The sequence below is a fragment of the Alkalinema sp. FACHB-956 genome (assembly GCF_014697025.1).
Taxonomy (GTDB): domain Bacteria; phylum Cyanobacteriota; class Cyanobacteriia; order Leptolyngbyales; family Leptolyngbyaceae; genus Alkalinema.
In genome coordinates this window covers 172,823-187,997 of record NZ_JACJRC010000008.1, presented here as the reverse complement: position 1 = coordinate 187,997, position 15,175 = coordinate 172,823, and the positions used below count along the sequence as shown (strand labels likewise).

Annotated in this window: 15 protein-coding genes and 2 tRNA genes; 2 read left to right on the top strand and 15 right to left on the bottom strand. The window is 49.1% G+C overall.

Annotation, left to right across the window (positions count from 1 at the left end; genetic code table 11):
* Positions 1 to 262: 262 nt before the first annotated feature.
* From H6G21_RS11665 to H6G21_RS11595, 15 genes are all read right to left on the bottom strand, one after another.
* Entirely contained in the window at positions 263 to 901 is a 639-nt protein-coding gene (locus tag H6G21_RS11665) for a hypothetical protein (protein ID WP_190573567.1), read from the bottom strand.
* A gap of 120 nt (positions 902 to 1,021) precedes the next feature.
* Positions 1,022 to 1,660: a pyridoxamine 5'-phosphate oxidase gene (gene pdxH / locus H6G21_RS11660; protein WP_190573566.1), complete on the bottom strand. Its 639-nt coding sequence runs from the start codon at positions 1,658 to 1,660 to the stop codon at positions 1,022 to 1,024.
* 405 nt (positions 1,661 to 2,065) lie between these two features.
* Positions 2,066 to 2,137: transfer RNA gene (locus H6G21_RS11655), tRNA-Thr, on the bottom strand.
* A gap of 11 nt (positions 2,138 to 2,148) precedes the next feature.
* Positions 2,149 to 2,230: transfer RNA gene (locus tag H6G21_RS11650), tRNA-Tyr, on the bottom strand.
* Between the two features lie 93 nt (positions 2,231 to 2,323).
* The gene (locus tag H6G21_RS11645) at positions 2,324 to 3,976 is read right to left on the bottom strand and encodes an NAD(P)H-hydrate dehydratase (RefSeq protein WP_242041778.1); all 1,653 of its coding nucleotides are present in this window, start codon (positions 3,974 to 3,976) and stop codon (positions 2,324 to 2,326) included.
* A 48-nt stretch (positions 3,977 to 4,024) separates the two neighbouring features.
* Positions 4,025 to 4,174, bottom strand: coding sequence for a hypothetical protein (locus H6G21_RS11640; protein ID WP_190573565.1), 150 nt, complete (start codon positions 4,172 to 4,174; stop codon positions 4,025 to 4,027).
* A gap of 881 nt (positions 4,175 to 5,055) precedes the next feature.
* A complete protein-coding gene (locus tag H6G21_RS11635; RefSeq protein WP_190573564.1) occupies positions 5,056 to 5,409 on the bottom strand; it encodes a hypothetical protein in 354 nt (117 codons plus the stop codon).
* Positions 5,410 to 6,182: 773 nt separating this feature from the next.
* A complete protein-coding gene (locus H6G21_RS11630; RefSeq protein WP_190573563.1) occupies positions 6,183 to 6,731 on the bottom strand; it encodes a type II CAAX endopeptidase family protein in 549 nt (182 codons plus the stop codon).
* Positions 6,732 to 6,950: 219 nt separating this feature from the next.
* Positions 6,951 to 8,048, bottom strand: coding sequence for a DUF3326 domain-containing protein (locus tag H6G21_RS11625; RefSeq protein ID WP_190573562.1), 1,098 nt, complete (start codon positions 8,046 to 8,048; stop codon positions 6,951 to 6,953).
* Positions 8,049 to 8,087: 39 nt separating this feature from the next.
* Positions 8,088 to 8,342 (bottom strand): hypothetical protein, encoded by a 255-nt coding sequence (locus H6G21_RS11620; protein ID WP_190573561.1) that lies wholly within the window; start codon positions 8,340 to 8,342, stop codon positions 8,088 to 8,090.
* A gap of 92 nt (positions 8,343 to 8,434) precedes the next feature.
* Positions 8,435 to 8,758 carry a 2Fe-2S iron-sulfur cluster-binding protein gene (locus H6G21_RS11615; protein WP_190573560.1) on the bottom strand — a complete coding sequence of 108 codons (324 nt, stop codon included), beginning with the start codon at positions 8,756 to 8,758 and terminating at the stop codon, positions 8,435 to 8,437.
* A gap of 192 nt (positions 8,759 to 8,950) precedes the next feature.
* Entirely contained in the window at positions 8,951 to 11,281 is a 2,331-nt protein-coding gene (locus H6G21_RS11610) for a CHASE4 domain-containing protein (protein WP_190573559.1), read from the bottom strand.
* Positions 11,278 to 11,655 carry a response regulator gene (locus tag H6G21_RS11605; RefSeq protein WP_190573558.1) on the bottom strand — a complete coding sequence of 126 codons (378 nt, stop codon included), beginning with the start codon at positions 11,653 to 11,655 and terminating at the stop codon, positions 11,278 to 11,280. The genes H6G21_RS11610 and H6G21_RS11605 overlap by 4 nt, the downstream gene beginning before the upstream one ends.
* A gap of 453 nt (positions 11,656 to 12,108) precedes the next feature.
* Positions 12,109 to 12,891 carry a photosystem II S4 domain protein gene (locus tag H6G21_RS11600; protein ID WP_190573557.1) on the bottom strand — a complete coding sequence of 261 codons (783 nt, stop codon included), beginning with the start codon at positions 12,889 to 12,891 and terminating at the stop codon, positions 12,109 to 12,111.
* A gap of 97 nt (positions 12,892 to 12,988) precedes the next feature.
* Complete coding sequence (locus H6G21_RS11595; protein ID WP_190573556.1) at positions 12,989 to 13,585, bottom strand: Uma2 family endonuclease; 597 nt, start codon at positions 13,583 to 13,585, stop codon at positions 12,989 to 12,991.
* Between the two features lie 180 nt (positions 13,586 to 13,765).
* On the opposite strand from H6G21_RS11595, the gene H6G21_RS11590 reads away from it, so the two are divergent.
* Positions 13,766 to 14,293, top strand: coding sequence for a hypothetical protein (locus H6G21_RS11590; protein WP_190573555.1), 528 nt, complete (start codon positions 13,766 to 13,768; stop codon positions 14,291 to 14,293).
* 19 nt (positions 14,294 to 14,312) lie between these two features.
* Positions 14,313 to 15,068 carry an ACP phosphodiesterase gene (locus H6G21_RS11585; RefSeq protein WP_199307160.1) on the top strand — a complete coding sequence of 252 codons (756 nt, stop codon included), beginning with the start codon at positions 14,313 to 14,315 and terminating at the stop codon, positions 15,066 to 15,068.
* Positions 15,069 to 15,175: the final 107 nt, after the last annotated feature.

The following is a 15,175-nucleotide window of genomic DNA, read 5'->3' as shown; positions in this document are numbered from 1 at the left end:
GTAATTTTAGCGCTGGCTCCTGGTGTCGATCGCGTGGTAGAAAACGGTAAGGCAGCTCCGTATTGAAAATCCCCCTGGTACGTGATGAAGCTACTAGTAACCTCTTTGCCTTTGCCATCGGCGATCGTGTAGTTAATTGTGATGCGTTAGCCAGAATAGGGGTAAGGTGACTCACCTCAGACAATAAATATAAAATATACCTGTGTCTTTTACTTGAACCTTTACCCTGAACCGACACCAGTTGATTGGGGATAAAAGGGATCTAGGGATCACACTTTTGGCCGTTGGGTTTGGTGCAGAGTGGCCCTAATTTGGCTGCCCGTCCTGCAATTTGTCGTGTCACAAACGCCAAAGGCCCTGCTTGATGTTCTCCATTAAACGGTGTAGGTTTGGTGACATCAAAACCACAGGCTTGGGCATCTTTGGGATTATTAAACCAAAAGCCCAGGTGGAAGGTCTTGACTGGGCCACGGGTTCCCGAGGTGTCAATGCCAAAAATTTGATCCAAAAAGATGGTTCTCAGTGAAGTTGACCCGGCTTCCAAATCCGATTGGTACCAAGCGAGCCCAAAATTTTTAAAATTAGGATCCCGTGAACCATCGGGTAACTGAGGTGTATTTTCGATCGAGAACAGGTCAAACTTCACCCCTTCCTTGAATCCTTCTAGCTGAATGTTCAAATGGTCGTTTAATTCGCCACGCACAACAGTAACTCTGACTTTGGGTTGCAGTCCAGGCTTTGCCAAACAGGGAACAAACTGGCCAACGGGGTACATTTCAAATTGAGTAGACTGGATTTCTGCTCTGGCTTGCAACGGGTAGAGAATCGATACTGTTGCCATCATCAAACTGCTAACAACAGTGGTTCTATAAATACTCTGCTGAATTGACTGACGAACCATATCAACCTCCAAAATAGGAAACCTTGAATCCGGGGAAATTCAAGGTGCTGGAGTATCACATGCTGGAGATCGATCGATTATGCAGGTCGATCGCGCGATCGACCTAGCCAATGTCCACATTTACGGTGCAAGACGCTGGATCTCCCACCCCTCGGATTCCTGACGTGTGTAGAGAAAGCGATCGTGCAGCCGATTCGGTCGTCCCTGCCAAAACTCAACACTGTCGGGGACGATGCGATACCCACCCCAAAAGGAGGGAATCGGGATTTCCTGGTGCATAAACTTACGCTGCATTTCCTCTAATTTCATTTCCAGCAGTTGCCGGGAAGAAATGATGCTACTTTGTTGAGAACACCAAGCGCCCAATTGATTTCCCCGTGGGCGAGTGGCAAAGTATTTCAAGGATTCCGCCGTGGAAACTTTGATGGCTTGTCCTGTAATTTGCACTTGCCGTTCCAGCGCCAACCAAAGAAATAACACCGCAACTTGGGAATTTTCCTGGATTTGCTGGGCTTTGCGACTCTCGTAGTTCGTAAAGAAGACAAATCCCTGGCGATCGAAATATTTCAACAACACCGTGCGAACCGAAGGAGCCGCACTCGCTGAAGCCGTTGCTAAAACCATTGCATTGGGTTCCAACAACTCGGCTTCGCAAGCTTGCTGAAACCACAATTCAAATTGCTCAAAGGGACTTGATTTGAGACTTTCTCGATTTAACCCTGCCTGGGTATAGTCCTGCCGTAGCTTTCCGAGATCCATAGAGTAAGCATGCACAACTTCATTCTGCCATTCTGCCAGAACGACTCTAGGCCGTTAGCATCCAGTGGCAGCGAACTGATAAATATGACCTTGGGATGAGGTTCTTGTACTCGTATGCTACCCCGATCACGATAAATAATCCGTTGAATGCTGACCCATTCTGGATCGAGCTGCGGCACCTGACCTGATGCTGCTTATCTCATGGGCCACCGGAACACGGCCATGGTCAGCAAAGTTTATGGGCATACCGTCAAACGTCCCAAACTGCCTAGGTTAGGGCTGTAAAAACACTGCCCTTAATCTGCCCTAATTTTGACTCCCAAACCTACCCAACCTAGTCCAAAGTCACCCAACCGATTTTTTGAAAGAACCGCCAGAACTCAGTCGTAGAGCGCTCAAACCCAAAGCCCATGACGAGGATTGAACTCGTGACCTCACCCTTACCAAGGGTGTGCTCTACCACTGAGCTACATGGGCGTTGTGTGGAATGGGCCGGGCTAGATTCGAACTAGCGTAGGTGTAACCAGCGGATTTACAGTCCGCCCCCATTAACCACTCGGGCACCGACCCTTGCCTTCCACGAGTTCTTATAGTAAAGACTTTCTTCAGATTTTGCAAGGGGTTAGCCAAACTTTTTTTGAAAATTTTTCGCCACACTTGGGACTACTTGGATCCGACATATTGAACCAGCGTTTTGAGTAAGTGTTGGGTTAGCGTTTCTGGATCCACACCTAACTCCGATCGCTCCATCGCCGCTAAGATTCCTGCTTGGGCATGCCACCACGCCGCTGTTTGGGCAATTTGTAAGGGATCGGTGGGAGGGTTAGCCCGACTGGATCCGTGATCGAGGGGGGCTTGATGGGCTAACCCGATCGCCTGTGCCCACAGACTTCCCATCAATCCAGTTAACACATCACCACTCCCCCCTCGGGCAAGGGCAGGGGTACTGGCCGGATTAATTCGAACTTGGCCCTGAGGATTCGCGATCGTCACCCGTGCCCCTTTGAGTAAAACCGTAGTCTGGCAGGTCTGTGCGGCCTGTTGGACGGCTGCGGTGGTACTGATTGATTGTTGCAGTAGACCGGGCCAAAGACGCTCAAATTCGCCCGTGTGTGGTGTCAGAATCGTGGGGGCTTGCCGTTGAGATAACAGAGCGGTTGCCCGATCGGCTAAGCAATTCAGACCATCGGCATCTAATACAACTGGACGATCGCAGGCCAACAACTGCTCCACTACGGCATGGGCATCCGTTGTCAGGCCACATCCCGCCGCGATCGCCTGATATTTTTCCAGGTTGATATCTGACGGCAAATCTGCGATCGCACCACTGTCTGTTTCTGGGCAGGCAATGACCAAAGCATCAGGAATCCGCGACACTAATAGGGATCGTAATGAAGCTGGCACCGCGATCGAGAGCATTCCAACCCCGCTAGCTTGAGCCGCTAAGCCTGCTAAAATGGCGGCTCCAGGATAGCGCTGGGAACCCACAACTAGCAGCACATGGCCCAGCTTGTATTTATGGACTGTGACCGGGCGATGTAGGGTGAGACCCGCTAGCGCTGATGTGGCGGTAATACGCTGAATGCTTGGATCGGCTCCTAGAACTGCTTGGATATCGGGAATGGGCAGACCAAAATCAATCAACTCTGCTTGGCCCACATAGGGTAAGGCTCGATCGTGCAAGAGTCCCAACTTCCACAGCCCCAGGCACAGGGTGTGGGTGGCTTGAATGGCTGTCCCCAGAACGGCTCCGGTATCAGTGTGAATCCCAGAAGGCAGATCAATGCTGACGACAGGACAGGTTTGCTGATTAATCTGAGTCACAATTTCGGCTGAGGCACCTGAGATCGATCGCGATAGCCCAAAGCCGAATAAACCATCAATCCACAGATCGCAAGCTGGAACCTCTGCCCAATGGTTGTAACAGGGAATGCCTAAGCTCTGGGCATAGTTCAGGTGGGCTTGGGTCAGTTCCTTGAGTGACGTAAATGGACAACACAACACGACCTGATAGCCTTGCAGGTACATTTCCCGTGCAACCACTAAGGCATCGCCTCCGTTGTGTCCGGAACCGACTAACACGCCTACGCGAGACGATTGCGTGTGGGGATACAATTCCATGACCCGTTGGGCAATGAGTCCTGCGACTTTTTCCATTAAGGCCGCGATCGGCATTTCTGCGGCAAACACCCGTGCTTCGATCGCCTGCATTTGGGCCGCAGTGACAACAACTCGGTTTAACACTTCGTTCCGCTCCCGCCACGCTTTTCCCTGCAACTGGGTCATTAGGGTGCGATCGTTCGGCACAGTATCCATGGCAAATGTTTAGAACAGACATCAAGATCTATTCTGCAATGACTTGGCTTAGGGGCTTTTGGGCTCCATCATCTTGAGGTACCACAGGGTTGCCACCACAAATAGAGGGACAAAAATCCACTCTGGCACATTGCAATACAGCCAAAACATCAGTAAAAACCAGAGCAGTAAGCTCGTTCCTGCAAGAAAACCTGGCATGACAGTCACCGAAACTGAGTTAGAAGGTTGCTACTCGTTTCCAGCGATCGGGACTAGGTTCCGGTCATTCCATTGGAAGAATCCATAATTTTTTTCAGTTCAGTTCCAATGGGGTGGCACAGGCTCTAAGGATGAGCGAACGGACTCGAAGGATGAGCGAACAGAATTGTGGGAGGTGAGGCCGCTATCGCTTACTAAGATGACAGGACTCGATTGCAGTACTCGGTATCATTTCAGTACAAAATTACTCTGAATTGATTGATCGCAAACTAATTGATTGCAAACCAAGTTTTAACTTAAGGATTGATAAAATTGGCTTTAACTGAATTAAGTTGTGGAATTTCTTGAAATCTAGTTTGTTTTTACAAGAAATATTTTTAAATTGAAGTTGGTAAAAATTAAATCTCAGCTCCAACGATTTTGTGAACTTCTTAGTTGAAGAACGAATTAGATCTATCTTCCAAAAAGATAAATCTAACCTTACCCATGCACTCAACATCAATAAGCCAATTCTTGCACTTAGTCATTGCCATCGAAAAAAATAACTGTGCAGAAAGATTATCTGTAAAAGCACAATTGAGTTGTAGTTTTAAAGTATCGTTAGAGAATACTAGGGGTATTACGGAATGTCTGAATTGCGAGATCCTAAAGCGATCGAGAAATGAAGGGTACGAAAGAAGGATCAATACCGAAGGAAACTTTAGCCGAATAATCTGGGAGCACTGAATCAACCCACCGAAGCTAACCCATTGAGGCAGCAAGCTGGCGTTGATAAAACCATAGGTTGATAAAACCTAGAGTGAATAAAATTTAGAGTTGATAAGATTCAGTTCGTAGCAGGTAAGCAAGCCAAGAAAACGAATGAAAGTTCAACTAGGCCGCTAAGCTAACGAAAGAGAGGCGGGTGTTAGGCTCTGAAGGAGTGCCTGATACTCTGGAGACGAAATTTGATTGGCTTGGTGTAGCGATTCTAAAACAGATGAAATTGCTTCATTGACAGCAATTTGATTAATCAAGCGTCGTGCTTCCAACAGTGCTTTCGATTTTGATCGGTAAACGTGACCAGATTCAAACCAACAACTACCTCGATCGGGGGGGGCGACGACATCCCACACCCAATCTTCTCCCTCAGGGTAAGCTCGGATGAGCCAACCTCGATACTCAACAAAAGGTGCAGCTTCTAGCCAGGAATGAAAGAGCCAGGATTGCTGCGCAATCTCCTCACTGTTGTACATAGATGTCTAGAAATAAATTCTTGTGTATGAACTCAATTACCGGGTATTGATGACTACCCAGCAAATCTTCTCACAAATTTGTATTTTCTGGGTTGTATAAAAACTCGCTTTACATAAAGTCAATGGAGAACTTGCTTTAACTAAATTTCCCAATCAGTTCAACCATCTATCATTACGGAATTCTGTTAGTTGAAGTCTCTAAAAAGAAGTTATTCGTTCCTTTATATTTCCATTCCGTGCCCACCGGAAAAGCCCATCAAAATTCTAGAATCTCAAAAATAATGAGTGTTGAATTATTCCGTGACATCAGTATTTCTAACTAACTTCGAGTGATTCAAATCACCTAGGCCAACTCACGATTTTAGTTCGATCGGAGACATTGGAATGCTCGGAAAGCTGGAGAGGAGAATATAAAAAAGTCTATTAATAATCCACTAACCATTACAATTTCTCCCTCTTTTCTCTAGATGCCGGATCTAACAGGCATTGAATCCAACTCACCATCCAACTCATCATTCAACTCAGTTATGCAGTAATTGCATCGGCGAAGTGATTGTCAGAGATGATTGACGGCAATCAAGGTTGTGTTGCTGTGCTGGCTTGCTGCGCTGAGTGACTGGCCCATGGCTAGGATAGTCCCGTGAAATTTGACAGATCCTGAGATGCTAGAGCACTGATGCTATTTAAATTTCGAGAGTCTCTATTCCATCAAAATCTGCCTGACGGAACCCTAGCCATCCAGAATCTGAGAGCCATGACTCGTAGGTCTGCTTTTAAGACGATCGATGTCTAAACTTCCAAATCAAGCCCGATAGGATATTGGTGAATACGTGAGCCACGATCGGTACCAACAAATTACCTGTCTGAATCACACTGATTCCCAAGACAATACCAATCACACTAGCCCACACCACATAGGCCCAATGCTTGAGGCTAGAGAGGTGGAGCACGCCAAAACAGATGCTGGAAAGCGTTAAGCCTTGCCAATTCAGGCCAAATTCTGGCAGCATAATGCCCCGGAACAGCAGCTCTTCACTCAGTCCCGGTAACAAGCCGAGCCAAATTAAATCCAACAAAATGAGGGGTTTAATAATCAGTTCAAGATAATAATCTGCGCTATGTCGATAATCCGCCCAGACCTGATAAATTAGAATACTCGCTAGACTAATTCCCAGTCCTAACAAGATTCCTTGCCCAACGGCGACTCCTGTAAGCTGGACTGCCAAGAGATTCACAGTACTGACCTGCATCCAAATTCGAGCGACTAAAAGCAATCCGATCGCCGTAACCGCCATCACGATCAAGATTTGAGTGCGGGTCATTGGCTCCAGGTTGGGAGAGTTGGGAGGATTGGTCACGTTCGATAGAGTTTAGGAGGACAACTAGCAGAACTTAAGGAAGAACAGTAAAAAATTCTGGATGAAGAAAGTAGATAACGTCCATGATCGAAACAATACCAAGATTTTGGGACAGATTGTCTACCAATCACAACTAAGGCCCAATCAGGATCCAAAAACAGGAGACAGGTAACATTAAGCAGCTCACGATGGTTGGAGGGCAGATCGGGATTCTTGGAGAGGTAGGATGGATGGGCCTAAAGCGGCTGGGCTTATTCCCGCTCGATGGGCAGCAATGACTCCGATCGCTTCCAAGTAAGACTGGACAGAAATTGTCGTGATTCCAAGATCCCTGGGACCAGCTTGCATCCGAGTTGAATTTTCTCGAATGGTGATAATGCGAGTGCGAGATTGACTGAGATGCAAGGTTGCACTGCCTCCGCAGGCCGTTTCTGGAACAATAAATGCATCGAGTTGATCACGCCATACCGTTGTTGCTGAGGCAGAGCCGACGATCGAACGATCGCCCTGGGATCGATCAATGAATTGGGGGGCACGGCTCAAACCTGCCAGAACACAGGGCAAGAATGTATAACCAATTTCTTCTGCGGCGGACTTAGGAGAGAGCGTCGGATCCAAAGGCAATGGTTCTAGGGCGGGGGCATGGGCACAGGGCACCTGAAATTGGCGCACCACGAGATGACTGATGACCGCTTCTGCCCCCGCCAGAGGATCTACTCCTTGACCGTGGCGATAATTTTCTAAGGCTTCGGTTCCTGGATCGTCCGGGAAGCGAGCGATCACAGCGATCGCGTCCGCTTTCACATCATGAATGAGTCGGTGGGCTGCTCGCAACAGACTATCGGGGGCTTGAATGGTGCCCCAGGTGGCACCGGATGGGGCGGTGCGGAGTTCCACTCCCAGCGGTTGATCGGTCACTACATAATCAGTCAAATCCAGCCCCAAGGTAGCCCGCGCTGCATCTGCCACCTGTAGGTGACGCCAACGCAATTCCGGCTCGATCGCCGCATCCAGCAGTAATCCGATCCGATTCTGATGCACGGGCTGTAGCCCCCATTGGCCAGCAGCAAACTGATCAAGGGCATAGCCTTCTACATAGAGGGCATTGGCAATGGGCCAGTAGAGCTGGGCTCCATTGAGGACATTGGGATGGGTAATTAAGCGATCGCACACTTGGGAGAGCGCCCGTGCAACGGGGAGTGCATCTCCAGCGTAGCCGCCCACAGAGGCTCCAATGCCCGTTGGAATAATCAGGCCAACAGTATAAGGTCGGTTCACCATGACACAGTCAGAACGTTCAAGATCTGGAAACAGCACAGGTTAGGTTGAACCTGGAGCCTGACAATTCGAGGGGCTACAACCCGTCGTAACGATCGCTTCAATCCTTGCCTTGGCCTGACTAAGCGGTGTGGCAAAACGGGTGCTCCCCCTCTCAGAGTCTGTTGTAGAAACGATCTCGGTAATCGCCCAACGCAATGGCTCACCATACTGTCGTAGGGCTGTTTCAACCACCCCTGGAAGATCCGCAGAGTTCGCCGGAACACTGACATCCAAGGTAATAAAAGCCGTGTTCATCGTTGCCCTCGGCAGCCAGAGCTAGACAGCTCCATTCGTCGATCGTTCATGAGTTGCTTATCCCAAGGATGGACTGATTCTTCAGGATGGCCTTATTGCTGGTATTGGCCGAATTGCAAATGGTAGACTGTTTCTTCTTTTTCAGTTTCAATTTTGAGGTTAGAGCGAGGATAGGACACGCAGAGCAAGGCATATCCTTCCGCCTGCAACTCAGCACTGATCCCTAAATTATCTGCTTGATCGACCTTGCCTTCCAGCACTTTGCCAGCACAGGTGGTGCAGACACCAGCGGTACAAGATACGGGCAAATCCAACCCCATCTCATTGGCAACCTCTAGAACGGTGCGATCGTCTGGTACCTCAATGACATGGGTTTGGCCTTGATGCAAAATTTCTACGCGGTAGTTCGTCGCCATGTTTGAAACCGATGAATCCCCTGCTGTGAGCACCATGAGTGCTGTGAGCACCCTGGGCTTTAAGCAACAATTGTCCTAATCATTGTAGGAGAATGTGTGTCCTGTTCTACCGACTTCGCAACTAGAAACCCCGCTTCTCCCAACCGTTACCCTGACTCTGAACCGTTACCCAATTTATCCCCAATTGGAGGTTTACCCAAAGAGCAGCTTATAAATTTCTTCACTCACTCGATCCGGGCTGATGGCTTTGCCATAGTCTGCATTGTCTGGGGGACAGTACTTCTCCAAGGTGGATTGCAAGCGTTCACGACTCACGGGCTTGAGTAAATAATCCGTCGCTCCTAGGGAATAGCCGAGGCGGGGGTTCTCCACGATCGTGGTCATGATCACAGGAATCTGAGCGAGTTCTGGATCCTGCTTTAGGGTCATTAAAACAGACCACCCATCTTGATTGGGCATCATCACATCCAACGTAATGACCTGTGGTTTCATGGTTTTGGCAATTTGAATGCCTTCTTCTGCCGTCATTGCATCCACGATTTGCAGGGGGTAGCTCGTGAGCTGACGACGAATCAATTCGTGAAAGTTCGGATCATCATCAATCACGAGTAACAGTGGAAGATTTTGGGCTTTGAAGGGGGTGCGGGGCTGCTGGATCAATGGGGGCTCACTCGGCTGCAGAGCAGAGACTTGTTGAGGCAGCAGAACCTCAAACGTTGAGCCCTCATTCAAAGTGCTCTCAACCGAGATAGTGCCGCCCATCATGGTGCAAAAATGTTGGGTAATGGTTAGACCTAACCCCGTTCCACCATATTTACGAGTGGTTGAACTATCTGCTTGGGAAAATGCTTGGAAAAGTTGGCCGATCTGCTCTTGGGACAGACCGATGCCAGAATCTATCACCCGAAAACGAATGCTTTGAGATTCGGGAATGGGATCGACACTGAGGCTAATCGTTCCGTTGTGGGTAAATTTGCAGGCATTACTCAGTAAGTTATAGAGAATCTGACGCACCTTGACTGCATCCGCATACATTTCACCCAAGTCAGGTGATAAATGGGTTACGAGATGGTTGGCGTTATTTTGGAGTAACGGTTGAATGGTCTCGATCGTCGATTGCACCAAAGACAGAACTGGAAACTTCTCTAGGTAAAGCTCCATCTTGCCAGCTTCGATTTTGGAAATATCCAAAATGTCGTTGATCAATCTCAGCAAATGATTGCCGGCGTTGTGGATGGTTTCCAGATCTTGAAATAGGTCAGTTTTGTGGGCTTGGGCTGCATCTTCCATGAGCATTTCGCTAAAGCCAATGATGGCATTCATCGGCGTTCTCAGTTCGTGGCTCATGTTGGCTAAAAATTGGCTCTTGGCGCGACTGGCTGCTTCCGCTTCTTCCTTAGCATGAAGGATATCGGCGGCGGCTTGATGTTGTTCCTGCTCGTACTGTTCGAGTGCATTGAGCATTCGATTTAAAGTACGACTGAGATTGCCCAATTCATCGGTGCCTAGATCGGTGACGCGTTGATCTAGCCGTCGTAATTGACTAATATTTTTGACTTCTTTGTTTAAGCGACTGAGCCGAGCCAGCACCAACTTTTCTAAATTTAAAACCGTCATTCCACCAAAAACCAAGCCCACGAGGATACTGAGGCCCATCAGTGAGTAGAGCGTCTGCCAACCTTGTTGGTAAGCCGATCGAGGATTATCCAGGGTTAAGGCCAAGACAGGATTGCCAAAAAAGTCTTTGAGAACAGTATGGGCATGGATGATTTTCGACGATGCCTCGTGCACATCCACTGTGACGGGATCCTGTGGTTTGAACTGAATATGCTTAAGTTCCTTGGGAAATTCACCATTCACAATAGAGTGTGATTGGAGGGGCAGACGCAACATTTTTGAGTATGCGAGAAAATGACTGTTGTGGAAATACTTCCCGATGACCATACGCCCCCGCACAGGGCCTTGGCGTTTGCTATTGAGGATGGGACGGGATGCCAGCAGCATCGCTCCCTCGGGAGCTTGAATTAATCCGGTTAAATCTTCTTGCTGGGATGGGGGCTTCAGAATGGGGCTGGTTGGAGTTAAAGCTTTGAGGATTTCCGGCGGAATGGGTTCTGAACGTGCCTTTTTCGAATCGTACATCGTCCCAAAAACCAACTCTCCAGTGGGACTAAAAAAGGCAATCAGATTTACATCCAGCAAGGCAAGCTGAGAGTCAATCAAATTCGACTCAATAAACCCTGGATCACGGGTTTGCATGTAGTTATAGGTATCATCCCAAGACGACCAATCGCTAAAGCGATCGCTGATCTCCTCGAGGGTGTGATCCACAAATTGGCTGGCGATCTCAATATCATGCTGAGCTTGCCGATGATCTGCCTGTTGTGCGTTGCGCAGTAACAAGCTTGAAAAAATTAAAAACAGGGTGACATTGAGTCCTACTAACGTGATCCCAATCATTCCCAGAGTTTTGCGACGTAGGCTCAGACTGGGGGATTTAGAAGAGAGGCGGATAGGCTTCATGGCACCACGTCGTTTCCGAGAAAGGTACTAATTTTGGAAAGCAGGCGAGAAAAATCGATCGGTTTGGTATCGTACTCGTCGCATCCTGCTTCTAGACATCGCTCCCGATCGCCCACCATGGCATGGGCGGTCAGAGCAATGACTGGAATATGTTGGGTATCAGGGTGATTTTTGATTTGTCGGGTCGCTTCCCATCCGTCCAGAATGGGCAAGCTCATATCCATCAAGATCAGGTCAGGTTTTGCTTCAATGGCTGCCGTAACCCCTACTTTGCCATCCACTGCAATCAACACCTCAAACCCGCGCCGCAACAACCGCCGAGATAGCATTTCTCGGTTGACTTCATTGTCTTCCACTAACAAGATTCGAGGCATGGCAGATCAGCAAGGAGGCGAATTGAAGGACTGGAATACGCGGTAATCATGCAACCTGAGTCATTGCCAAGGGATGGAAATGGCAATTTTTTTGATGCAATGCGACAAGACTTGGGATAAGCCCCCCTTCGGAAATTGTACCCAAGGCTCCTTCGAGACAATCAGTGATAGGCTGGATTATTTACGTAAATGGCCCTGTAATAGCTCCGTAACAATATGTGTATGTAAGTTACACAAGATACAAACCTTGTCAGGATAGATTTTCTCCCTGATGAACCTGCCTAGCCCTATTGATAAGGTCTAAAAGTAGAAAGAAAGAGCAATCCTGCGCGTGCTTAATCTTTCGTAAGAAATTGGGGGGAGAGTGCCTCAAAGCAGAAAATTCTCTTGCAGCGGACTAAGCGAAACATGACATTTAGCTTTCAGGAATTAGCTTTCAGGACTGGGCTCAAGCTATACGAAGCGAGTCAGGTTGACTCGATAGCGATCTTTCTTGGTGATTGCGACTTCACCCACCTCCACTCGCCCTTTGCCCCGCACGGCAATTAAGTCACCGGATTTGACAGGGTGGCTGGTCGAGCTGATTTCTTTCCAATTGACGCGGACATCCCCAGACGTAATCAAGTCAGCCATTTTACTCCGGGACATGCCAAACCCAGCAGAGGCGATCGCGTCGAGACGCATGGAGGCTTCCACGGTGGTTAGTTCTTTCTTTTTAGGTTCTCGAATTTTCAGCTCAGTTAAGGGGACGGGGCGAGTTTTCACGGGCACCGATCGCACCTGGGTGAGCTGCATTGTTAGAAAGTCGGCGAGTTCCGGCACAACGATCGCCTGCGCCCCCCGATCGCCCAAAACAATAATGTCGCCCACTTTATCTCGGACAATTCCGGTTCCCAGCAAAGCCCCCAAAAAGTCCCGGTGGGTGGCGGTATCAAACAGGAAGTTGCCAGCAATTTCCAAGGCCGTTAGCTCAACAGTGGTGTCTTGATCCAGAGGAATTTCCGATCGCGCGATCGCAACCCGTTGCCGTTCGGCTTGGGGATAGCCCCCCCAGGTCAGCAGATGAATATCCGTTAAGCGGCTGAAAATTTGTTGAACTTCTGCCAGTTCGGGAGGGGCTAAAAAGTCAGTCTGCACCACTTCCCAAGTTTTGATGGCCTGTTCGGCCCGATCGATGACTTGGGCAACGGTTTCACGGTTCTCAACCCCTTTGAGCAAATCCTCACGTGGCAGCATAAATTCTGAATAGCGTCCTCTAGTGGAGTGGATCAAAACAACTGATCCACAAAGCAGAGTCTATTCTAGCGCTCTTCCCAGTGCTTCCCCGTCCCCTCTACCCGTTTCTCCCCGCTTGCAGCACCTGCGCTGCGGTTACCTGCAAGTTGGGGAAGGAAGGAGAGGCGATCGAGGAATTGCCCTCAAATGGTTGAAACTGGTACGCCTCGTCCGTCAACGTCCTGATCGACACTACAGCTCGATCGGGATCCACAATCCAATATTCAGGGATACCCCGTGCGGCGTACTCAGTCGTTTTCTGCACATAGTCCCGTTGATAGTTATCACTGGATTCGCTTCCAGGGGAAACCCCTTCAACTACTAGCAAGGGATTAGGATCTCCGAGAAACAAACAGGATTCTTTCCGACCTTCGATCGCCCGTGCTGAAGCCTCTGAATGCACAATTAGATCGGGGTCACGGGCTGAGGCATAGGGACTATTTACCTGGATTTTTTGCTTAATCCCCAGCAGGGCAACCTCTAGTCCCAGCAATAGGAAGGTCTGAATCAGAAACACTGCTATTCGGGTATTAATCGTGCTTTCTGTCTCCATTTCAACGAGTACTCCATCCACCAGCTCATACCGAGTCTCCGTCCCATCGTCATAGGTCAGATATTCCTCTAATGTCAGCCTTCTTTGAGTTGCGATGGCCATGGGGGGTTACCAGCGATCGACACCCTCAGTCTAGCAATGTGGAAGAGGTTGGGGCGATTCAGGGCGCGACCTAAAGATGCTGGTGTAAGAATGTGCTTTTTTGAGGTGCGCTAGTCAAGGGTACCTACAGCCCTTTACCCTAGGAAATGGTTTGCAAACGGTGTTGTGGGGGATGGTGCAATGAATTACTTAGTAGCAGTGGTACGCGATCGAAAGTTGGCGGAGGCCGCCGATGCTGCATTACAGGCGGGAAAAGTGCCAACAACCAACCGGGCAATTCTTGGTCAAGGCCATAAAACCGCAGATGACTTTGGGCTGGCTAACCCCAGAGCACAAGCCTGGAATCGGGTCAAGTGGTCTGCCCTATGGATGGTGCCCTTTGGTTTTGTGGGGGGGATTGGGTTTAACTTGTCTACGCAACTCAACACATTTCCCTGGGCGGGCGAAGTGGGGAACGTGATTCTGGGTGGGCTATTGGGAGCCTTTGGAGGATTCACGGGGAGCTTGTTCATGGGCAGTAGTGCCGGATTATTTTCCAAAACGGGGGATGCCTTGCCCTACCGCAGTCAAATGGATGCGGGCAAATATCTAGTGATTGTCAAAGGATCCGAGGTATTGGTACAGCGGGCGTTGATGATTTTGAAACAGGAGTCTACGGAAAGTCTGCAAATCCATACTGATAAGACTGGAACGGCCTATTTGCGCTAGCGATACCGACACCTCTGGAATGCTGCTGCCCCTGGAATCGGGAAGCTGGGAACCTTGGAGTCGATCGCAGCGCTTTGATCAAGACAACCCGTCCAAGACAACGCAGGATGGGAACGATCGAGGAGTTAAGTTGGTGAATTATTTAGCCCATTTACACCTCTCAGATGGATCCCCGGAATCGATGATCGGCAATCTGCTGGGAGATTTTCGCAAAGGATTATGCGAAGCCCAGTATAGTCCTGCGATTCGCCAAGGGATTGTCCTGCATCAGCAAGTGGACATCTTTACCGATACCCATGCGATCGTGCGGCGGAGTAAACAGCGGATGAGCCCGAAATTCCGGCGCTTTGCAGGCATTATGCTTGATGTGCTGTACGACCATTTTTTGTCCAAACATTGGGCGGACTACTCCCAGGAAAGTTTGCGGGAGTTCGTCGATCGGGCCTACGACATTCTGTTGACCCATCAAGCCATCCTGCCGCCATTGTTGCAACGGGCGGTTCCGGTGATGGTGGATCAAGACTGGCTCTACTCCTACCGCGATCTGGCAGGGGTTGATCTCACCCTACGGCGCATTGCTCGACGGTTTAAGCGAGAAACGCCCCTAGCCCAAGCGATCGAAGAACTTCAGCATCATTACCCGGCCTTGGAAGCGGATTTTCAAGCCTTTTTTCCTATCCTGGTGCAATGGGTGCGGGAGCAATCCTCTGGAATTCAACCAAACCCACCGGAATTCCCACCAGAATCCTCCACAGATAATGTCCACTTATCATAACTTTTCAGAGAAATAGAAAATTTGATAGAGATTTTTACCTATTTAGGTCCAAGAATCATCGAGATCGACCTGTGCCAGGGGACAGACTTGTCTTAAGATTATTCTCA

What these genes read in the sequence shown, in the direction of transcription:
- H6G21_RS11665 (WP_190573567.1), bottom strand. Translation starts at nt 901, where the DNA reads ATGGTTCGTCAGTCAATTCAGCAGAGTATTTATAGAACCACTGTTGTT.
- pdxH (WP_190573566.1), bottom strand. Translation starts at nt 1,660, where the DNA reads ATGGATCTCGGAAAGCTACGGCAGGACTATACCCAGGCAGGGTTAAAT.
- H6G21_RS11645 (WP_242041778.1), bottom strand. Translation starts at nt 3,976, where the DNA reads ATGGATACTGTGCCGAACGATCGCACCCTAATGACCCAGTTGCAGGGA.
- H6G21_RS11640 (WP_190573565.1), bottom strand. Translation starts at nt 4,174, where the DNA reads ATGCCAGGTTTTCTTGCAGGAACGAGCTTACTGCTCTGGTTTTTACTG.
- H6G21_RS11635 (WP_190573564.1), bottom strand. Translation starts at nt 5,409, where the DNA reads ATGTACAACAGTGAGGAGATTGCGCAGCAATCCTGGCTCTTTCATTCC.
- H6G21_RS11630 (WP_190573563.1), bottom strand. Translation starts at nt 6,731, where the DNA reads ATGACCCGCACTCAAATCTTGATCGTGATGGCGGTTACGGCGATCGGA.
- H6G21_RS11625 (WP_190573562.1), bottom strand. Translation starts at nt 8,048, where the DNA reads ATGGTGAACCGACCTTATACTGTTGGCCTGATTATTCCAACGGGCATT.
- H6G21_RS11620 (WP_190573561.1), bottom strand. Translation starts at nt 8,342, where the DNA reads ATGAACACGGCTTTTATTACCTTGGATGTCAGTGTTCCGGCGAACTCT.
- H6G21_RS11615 (WP_190573560.1), bottom strand. Translation starts at nt 8,758, where the DNA reads ATGGCGACGAACTACCGCGTAGAAATTTTGCATCAAGGCCAAACCCAT.
- H6G21_RS11610 (WP_190573559.1), bottom strand. Translation starts at nt 11,281, where the DNA reads ATGAAGCCTATCCGCCTCTCTTCTAAATCCCCCAGTCTGAGCCTACGT.
- H6G21_RS11605 (WP_190573558.1), bottom strand. Translation starts at nt 11,655, where the DNA reads ATGCCTCGAATCTTGTTAGTGGAAGACAATGAAGTCAACCGAGAAATG.
- H6G21_RS11600 (WP_190573557.1), bottom strand. Translation starts at nt 12,891, where the DNA reads ATGCTGCCACGTGAGGATTTGCTCAAAGGGGTTGAGAACCGTGAAACC.
- H6G21_RS11595 (WP_190573556.1), bottom strand. Translation starts at nt 13,585, where the DNA reads ATGGCCATCGCAACTCAAAGAAGGCTGACATTAGAGGAATATCTGACC.
- H6G21_RS11590 (WP_190573555.1), top strand. Translation starts at nt 13,766, where the DNA reads ATGAATTACTTAGTAGCAGTGGTACGCGATCGAAAGTTGGCGGAGGCC.
- H6G21_RS11585 (WP_199307160.1), top strand. Translation starts at nt 14,313, where the DNA reads ATGCTGCTGCCCCTGGAATCGGGAAGCTGGGAACCTTGGAGTCGATCG.